The sequence below is a fragment of the Streptomyces sp. NPDC045021 genome (genome assembly GCF_056432645.1).
Genome location: NZ_JBWKIQ010000035.1, coordinates 1 through 8,173 on the forward strand (window position 1 = coordinate 1; position 8,173 = coordinate 8,173).

Genomic DNA, 8,173 nt, shown 5'->3' on the forward strand with positions numbered 1-8,173 from the left:
TACCTCGACGCCCTCGCCGTCCACCGCCGCACCCAAGGACTCCCCGCCACCTCCCTCGCCTGGGGCCTGTGGGCACCCGAAACCGGCGGAATGGGCGCAGGGTTGTCCGCGACGGATCTGGAGCGGATGGCCCGAGCGGGCGTGCTCGCTCTGGACGCGCCGGCAGGTCTGGCGCTCTTCGACGCGGCGCAACGCAGCGAGCACGCGCACCTGGTGCCGATCCGGCTGGACCTCAAGGCGCTGGCCGCCGCTCCCGGCGAGGTCCCGCCGATTCTGCGGGGACTTGTCAGAGCCCCCGCGCGCCGGGCCGTGCAGTCGGGCGCAGGTGCGGGCACCGGGCCGGTGTCGCTGGAGGAGCGCCTCATGGCGCTGCCCCCGGCCGCGCGGCAGGAACTGCTGCTCGGCCTCGTGCGCGGGCAGATCGCGGCCGTGCTGGGCTTCGGCGGGCCGGAGGACGTCGCGGCCGACAGCCTGTTCAGCGAGCTGGGCGTCGACTCCCTCACCGGAGTGGAGTTCCGCAACCAGCTCGGCGCGGAGGCCGGGGTACGGCTGCCCGCGACACTCGTCTTCGACTACCCGACGCCGACGGCGGTGGCCGCGTTCCTCCTCGTGGAACTGCTCGGCGAGGAAGCCACAGTGGAAGCGGCCGGCGGCACGACAGAGCAGGCGACCGGTTCCGGCTCGATGGCCGACGAACCGATCGCGATCGTCGGCATGGCGTGCCGGTTCCCCGGCGGGGTCTCCTCGCCGGAGGAGCTGTGGACGCTGCTCGCCGCCGGTGGCGACGCCGTGACGCCGTTCCCGGACGACCGCGGCTGGGACGTGGCGGGTCTGTACGACCCGGACCCGGACGCGATCGGCAAGACGTACTCCCGGCACGGCGGATTCCTGGCACAGGCCGCGGACTTCGACCCGGCGTTCTTCGGCATCAGCCCGCGTGAGGCGCTGGCCACCGACCCCCAGCACCGGCTTCTGCTGGAGTCCGCCTGGGAGGCGTTCGAGCGCGCGGGCATCGACCCGGCGACCGTACGGGGCAGCTCCACCGGCGTCTTCGCCGGCGTCATGTACAACGACTACGGCATCCGGCTCAACAGCTACCCCGCCGACCTGGAGGGGTACCTCGGTACCGGCAGCTCCGGCAGTGTCGCGTCGGGGCGCGTCGCGTACGCCTTCGGGCTGGAGGGCCCGGCCGTCACGGTCGACACTGCCTGCTCGTCGTCCCTGGTCACGGTCCACCTGGCCGGTCAGGCGCTGCGCTCCGGCGAGTGCTCGCTCGCCCTCGCGGGCGGCGTGACGGTCATGGCGACCCCGGAGACCTTCGTCGGCTTCAGCCGCCAGCGGGGCCTGGCCCCCGACGGTCGCTGCAAGCCGTTCGCGGAGGCCGCCGACGGTACGGGCTGGGGCGAAGGGGTCGGCATGCTGCTCCTGGAGCGGCTCTCCGACGCGCAGCGCAACGGCCACCGCGTGCTGGCCCTGGTACGCGGCAGCGCCGTCAACCAGGACGGCGCGAGCAACGGGCTCACGGCCCCCAACGGCCCGTCCCAGCAGCGCGTCATCCGGCAGGCACTCGCCGGCGCCAACCTCTCGGCCGACCAGGTCGACGCGGTGGAGGCGCACGGAACGGGAACGACGCTCGGCGACCCGATCGAGGCCCAGGCGCTCATCGCGACCTACGGCCAGGACCGGCCCGCCGACCAGCCGCTGTGGCTCGGCTCGGTGAAGTCCAACCTCGGCCACACCCAGGCCGCCGCCGGTGTCGCGGGGATCATCAAGATGGTGCTGGCGATGCGGCACGAGGAACTGCCGCGCACGCTCGGTGTCGACGCCCCCAGCTCACACGTTGACTGGTCGGCCGGCTCGGTCGAGCTGCTGACGGAGGCGCAGCCGTGGCCGGTGCGGGAGCGTCCGCGTCGCGCGGGTGTCTCGTCCTTCGGCATCAGCGGCACGAACGCCCACGTGATTGTGGAAGAGGCCCCCGCCGAGGTCTCGACGGAGGCTGTCGCCTCGGCCGAGCTGCCGGTGGTGCCGTGGGTGCTGTCCGGTAAGACGCCGGACGCCGTCCAGGCCCAGGCCGCCCGCCTGCACGATCTCGTCCTGGCGGACCCGGAGCTGGACCCGGCTGCGATCGGATCCGCGCTGACGACAACCCGTGCGGTGTTCGCGCACCGCGGCGGCGTCGTGGCCGCCGATCGCCACGGGCTGCTGCTCGCCCTGTCGGCCCTGGCCGGAGGCCGGAACGCACCAGGTGTGGTGCGCGGCCTCGCCGGGCCGAGCCGGACGGCGTTCCTCTTCACCGGTCAGGGCAGCCAGCGGGCCGGGATGGGACGCGAGCTGTACGCGGCGTTCCCGGTGTTCGCCGAGGCGCTGGACGCGGTGTGTGCGGCACTCGACGCTCACCTTGAACTGCCGCTCAAGGACGTTCTCTTCGCCGAGGAGAACAGCCGGTTGAACGAGACGGGCTTCACCCAGCCTGCTCTCTTCGCGCTGGAAGTGGCACTGTTCCGGCTGTTGGAGTCCTTCGGGGTCCGGCCGCAGGTGCTGGCCGGTCACTCCATCGGTGAACTGGCCGCGGCGCACGTGGCGGGCGTCTGGTCCCTGGAGGACGCGGCGCTGCTGGTCGCGGCTCGTGGCCGCCTGATGCAGCAACTGCCTTCGGGTGGTGCGATGGCGGCCCTTCAGGCCACGGAGGCCGAGGTGCTGCCCCAGCTCACGGAGCGGGTGGGGATCGCGGCCGTCAACGGCCCGACGTCGATCGTCGTCTCCGGTGATGAGGAGGCCGTCGCTGACGTCATCGCGCACTTCGATGCTCTCGGTCGCAAGACCAAGCGGCTGACCGTCAGCCACGCCTTCCACTCCCTCCACATGGAGCCGATGCTCGACGAGTTCGCCGAGGTCGCGGCTCGTCTCACCTACACCGCGCCCTCCATCCCGATCGTCTCGACCCTCACCGGACAGGCCGCTACCACTGAGGAGTTGACCGACCCGGCGTACTGGGTCCGCCACGTCCGCGAAGCCGTCCGCTTCGCGGATGCCGTCACCACCCTCCAGGACCAGGGCGTCACCACCCTCCTGGAGCTCGGTCCGGACGCGGTCCTCACCGCCATGGCCGCCGACTCCGCCACCGAGAACACGACCCTCGTCCCCACCCTCCGCCGCGACCACAACGAAGCCCAGCTGTTCACCGAAGCCCTGGTCCGGCTCCACGCCAGCGGCGGCACCGTCGACTGGCCGACCCTCTTCGGCACCGGCCGGGCCCCCGTCGATCTCCCCACCTACGCCTTCCAGCACCAGCACTACTGGCTCGCCGACACCGTCGCACCCAGCGGGAACGCCTCCGGCTTCGGCCAGAGCGACACCACTCACCCGCTGCTCAGCGCGGCGATAGCGCTGCCGGACTCGGACGGCATGTTGTTCACCGGGCGGCTCTCGCTCACCACCCACCCGTGGCTCGCGGACCACGCCGTCAACGGCACGGTCATCGTGCCCGGTGCGGCGCTCGCCGACCTCGCCATCCACACCGGCGACCACACCGACACAAGCACCCTGGAGGAGCTGACGCTCTACGCGCCCCTCGTCATTCCTGCCACCTCGGCAACCCAACTCCGGCTCAGGACTGGTGCGGACGACGGGTCCGGCCGCCGTCGCGTGAGTGTGTTCTCGCGCGTCGAAGGCTCGGACGAGGAGCCGTGGGTGCAGCACGCGGAGGGTGTGCTCTCCTCGGCGGCCGCGGACGCGGGCTTCGATCTGGTGCATTGGCCGCCGGCCGGTGCCGATGCCGTCTCCGTCGACAGTCTGTACGACGACCTGGCGCTGCTGGGACTGGAGTACGGGCCGGTGTTCCAGGGGCTGTTGGGCGCCTGGAAGCGCGGGGACGAGGTCTTCACGGAGATCTCGCTGCCCGAGGACGTCGAGACGGCCGGATTCGGGCTCCACCCGGCGCTGCTCGACGCGGCTCTGCACGGCATCGGGCTGGGCGGGTTCTTCGAGGACGACGGGCGGGCCCAACTGCCTTTCTCCTGGAGCGATGTGGCCCTCTTCGCCACCGGGGCGACGGCGCTGCGCGTGCGGATCGCCCCGGCGGAGGGGCCGGGCGGTGTGGCGCTGCACCTCGCGGACGCCGCCGGTTCCCCGGTCGCGTCGGTCGGCTCGCTGACCCTGCGCCCGCTCGCCGAGCAGGTGCCGGTCGCGAAGCACGGCGACGCGCTGTTCGGGCTGGACTGGGTGGCCGTCGCGGAGCAGGCCGAGGCCGGAGCGTCCACCGGGGCAATCCCCGAGGAGAGGCTGCTGCGCGTCCCGTCCGGGCTCGGAACGGCCGAGACGCTCTCCACCGTCCTGGTCGGACTGCAGGAATGGCTGGCCGACGAGGCCAGCGCCGATTCCGACGCCCGGCTGGTCGTCGTCACCCGAGGCGCGGTCGCCGCGCTTCCCGGCGAGGACGTCACCGATCTCGCACAGGCCGCAGTTCAGGGCCTGGTCAGGGCCGCACAGGCCGAGAACCCGGACCGGATCGTCCTCATCGACACCGGCAACGGCACCAAGACAGGCACCGGCACCGGCACCGACCCCGGCACCGAGGAGATACCGGCCACCGCCGTCACCCTCTTCGGTGAATCGGAACTCGCGCTGCGCGCAGGGGCCTTCCTGGCCCCCCGCCTGGTGCGTTCTGCGCCTTCCGCCGAGGCGACCCCTTGGCGGACGGACGGCACTGTACTGATCACCGGCGGCACGAGCGGTCTGGGCGCGCTCACCGCCCGTCACCTGGTCGCTGAGCACGGCGTCCGCGACCTCCTGCTCACCAGCCGCCGAGGCCAGGACGCCCCCGGGGCGGCAGAACTCACGGCCGAGCTCACCGAAGCGGGAGCCACCGTCACCATCGCCGCGTGCGACGTCTCCGACCGGGACGCCCTCGCGGAACTCCTCACCGACGTACCGATCAGCGCCGTGATCCACGCGGCCGGCATCGTGGACGACGGTGTCCTCGGGTCGCTCACGCCCGAGCGGCTGGCCGCCGTACTCGCCCCGAAGGCGGAGGCGGCGCGCCACCTGCACGAGCTGACGGCCGGGACGGACCTGGACGCGTTCGTCCTGTTCTCGTCCGCGGCCGGGGTGCTGGGTGGTGCGGGGCAGGGCGCTTACGCCGCGGCCAACGCCTACCTCGACGCGCTGGCCACCCACCGCCGGGCAAGCGGTCTTCCCGCGGTCTCCCTCGCCTGGGGTCTGTGGGCGCCGGAGGCCGGCGGGATGGGTTCCCAGCTCACCGGGGCCGAGGTGGAACGGATGGCCCGCGGGGGTGTTCTGGCCCTGGGCGAGGAGCAGGGCCTGGCCCTGCTGGACGCCTCGCTGGTCTCGGACCGTGCGGTGCTGGTTCCCGCGGGGCTCGATGTGCCCGCGCTGGTGCGTTCCGCGGGCGGCGAGGTGCCGGGTCTCTTCCGCGGCCTGGTGCGCGGCAAGGTCCGGCGCGCGGCGGCCGCGGCGGACTCCGCCGGCGCCGGGGCGTCCGGGCTGGCCCAGCGGCTGGCGGCGCTGCCGTCCGACGAACGCCTCCCGGTGGTCGTCGAGCTGGTCCGAAGCCAGGTCGTCGCGGTCCTCGGCTTCACCGGGGCGCAGGAGGTGGAGCTGGGCAAGCCGTTCAAGGAGTTCGGCTTCGACTCGCTCACCGCCGTGGAGTTCCGCAACCAGCTGAGCGCGGCGGCCGGAGTCCGGCTCCCGGCGACGCTCGTCTTCGACTATCCGACGCCGCAGGAGCTCGCCGACTTCCTGCTCGACCAGGCGGCCCCCGACACGAACACGGATCCGGGGACCGCCGCGTACGAGGAGAGCGTCCGCGCCTCCCTGCTCGCCATCCCGCTGGCCCGGCTCCGTGAGACCGGACTGCTGGACACACTGCTGCAACTCGCGGGCCTCCAGACGGAGGACGACGGCCCGACGGCCGAGGACGCGAGCGAATCGATCGACGATATGGATGCCGAGAGCCTCATCTCGAAGGCGCTCGAAGGGTCCGACTTCTGATGACGCGAATGGGTGAGGTTCAGGTGTCTGCAACGTCTGCATCGAACGAGAGAATCGTTGAGGCTCTGCGCGCGTCGCTGAAGGAGACGGAGCGGCTGCGCGAGCAGAACCGCCAGCTCTCCGGCGCGGGCCACGAGCCGATCGCGATTGTGGGGATGGCCTGCCGCTATCCGGGTGGGGTCACCTCGCCTGAGGAGCTGTGGGCGCTGCTGGCGGCGGGCGGCGACGGGGTGTCGTCGTTCCCGCTGGACCGCGGGTGGGACGTCGAGGGGATCTACGACCCGGACCCGGACGCGGTCGGCAAGACGTACTCGCGCCACGGCGGTTTCCTGGACCGTGCGGCCGACTTCGACCCCGGTTTCTTCGGGATCAGCCCGCGTGAAGCGGTGGCGATGGACCCGCAGCACCGACTGCTGCTGGAGTCGTCGTGGGAGGCGTTCGAGCGCGCGGGCATCGACCCGGCCTCGGTACGCGGCAGCTCCACCGGCGTCTTCGCGGGTGTCATGTACGGCGACTACAGCGACGTTCTCGAGCACGCCGCCGATGACGTCGAAGGCTTCCTGGGCGTCGGCGGCAGCCTCGCCTCCGGCCGGGTCTCGTACGCCTTCGGCCTGGAGGGCCCGGCCGTCACGGTCGACACGGCCTGCTCGTCGTCCCTGGTCACCGTGCACCTGGCGGCCCAGGCGCTGCGCACCGGTGAGTGCTCGCTCGCGCTCGCGGGTGGTGTCACCGTGATGGCGACCCCCGACACCTTTGTCGACTTCAGCCGCCAGCGCGGCCTGGCCCCCGACGGCCGCTGCAAGCCCTTCGCCGAGGCCGCCGACGGCACCGGCTGGGGCGAGGGCGTCGGCATGCTGCTGCTGGAGAAGCTCAGCGACGCCAAGCGCAACGGCCACCGCGTGCTCGCCCTCGTGCGCGGCAGCGCCGTCAACCAGGACGGCGCGAGCAACGGTCTCACCGCCCCCAACGGCCCTTCCCAGCAGCGCGTGATCCGCCAGGCCCTGGCCGGCGCCCGGCTCTCGGCTGACCAGGTCGACGCCGTCGAGGCGCACGGCACCGGCACCAAGCTCGGCGACCCCATCGAGGCGCAGGCGCTGCTGGCGACGTACGGGCAGGACCGCCCGGAGGGTCGCCCGCTGTGGCTCGGCTCGGTGAAGTCGAACCTGGGCCACACGCAGGCTGCTGCCGGTGTCGCCGGGATCATCAAGATGGTGCTGGCGATGCGGCACGAGGAGCTGCCGCGCACGCTCGGTGTGGACGCACCGAGTTCGCACGTGGACTGGTCGGCCGGTGACGTCGAGCTGCTGACCGAGGCGCAGCCGTGGCCGGCCGGGGAGCGCACCCGCCGCGCGGGTATCTCCTCCTTCGGCATCAGCGGGACGAACGCCCACGTCATCGTGGAAGAGGCGCCTGTCGAGGCGCCTGCCGAGGCCGCGGCCGACGAAGCCGCTCCCGTCGCCGCGCTGCCGGTGGTGCCGTGGACGCTGTCCGCCAAGACGCCGGAGGCGCTGGCGGCGCAGGGCGCCCGCCTTCGGGACCACCTGCTCTCCGACACCGGGACCGGTCTCGATCCGGCCGCCGTCGGATACTCCCTGGCCACGACCCGTGCGGTGTTCCCCCACCGGGCGGGCGTCGTCGCCGCCGACCGCGACGGCCTGATCGCCGGCCTGACGGCGCTTGCCGACGGCGGCAACGCACCCGGCCTCGTCCAGGGCTCCGCCCACGCGGGCCGGACTGCGTTCCTGTTCACGGGGCAGGGCAGCCAGCGGGCGGGGATGGGACGCGAGCTGTACGCGGCGTTCCCGGTGTTCGCGGAGGCGCTGGACACGGTTGTTGCGGCGTTCGACGGGAAGCTGGAACTGCCGCTCAAGGACGTCCTGTTCGCCGAGGGCGACCGTCTGAACGAGACGGGCTTCACGCAGCCGGCTCTCTTCGCACTGGAGGTCGCACTCTTCCGCCTCCTGGAGTCCTTCGGGGTCCGACCGCAGGTGCTGGCCGGTCACTCCATCGGTGAACTGGCCGCCGCCCACGTGGCGGGCGTCTGGTCCCTGGAGGACGCGGCGCTACTCGTTGCAGCACGCGGACGGCTCATGCAGCAGCTCCCCTCCGGCGGTGCGATGGCAGCGATCCAGGCCACCGAGGCCGAGGTCCTGCCACAACTCAC

Annotated in this window: 2 protein-coding genes; both read left to right on the forward strand. The window is 72.7% G+C overall.

Annotated elements, in window-relative coordinates:
* Positions 1-6,009: type I polyketide synthase (locus AC07DC_RS41835; protein ID WP_478920214.1), on the forward strand; the 6,009-nt coding region annotated here is incomplete at its 5' end.
* Between the two features lie 23 nt (positions 6,010-6,032).
* A partial coding sequence (locus tag AC07DC_RS41840) for a type I polyketide synthase (RefSeq protein ID WP_478920215.1) occupies positions 6,033-8,173 on the forward strand: 2,141 nt, incomplete at its 3' end.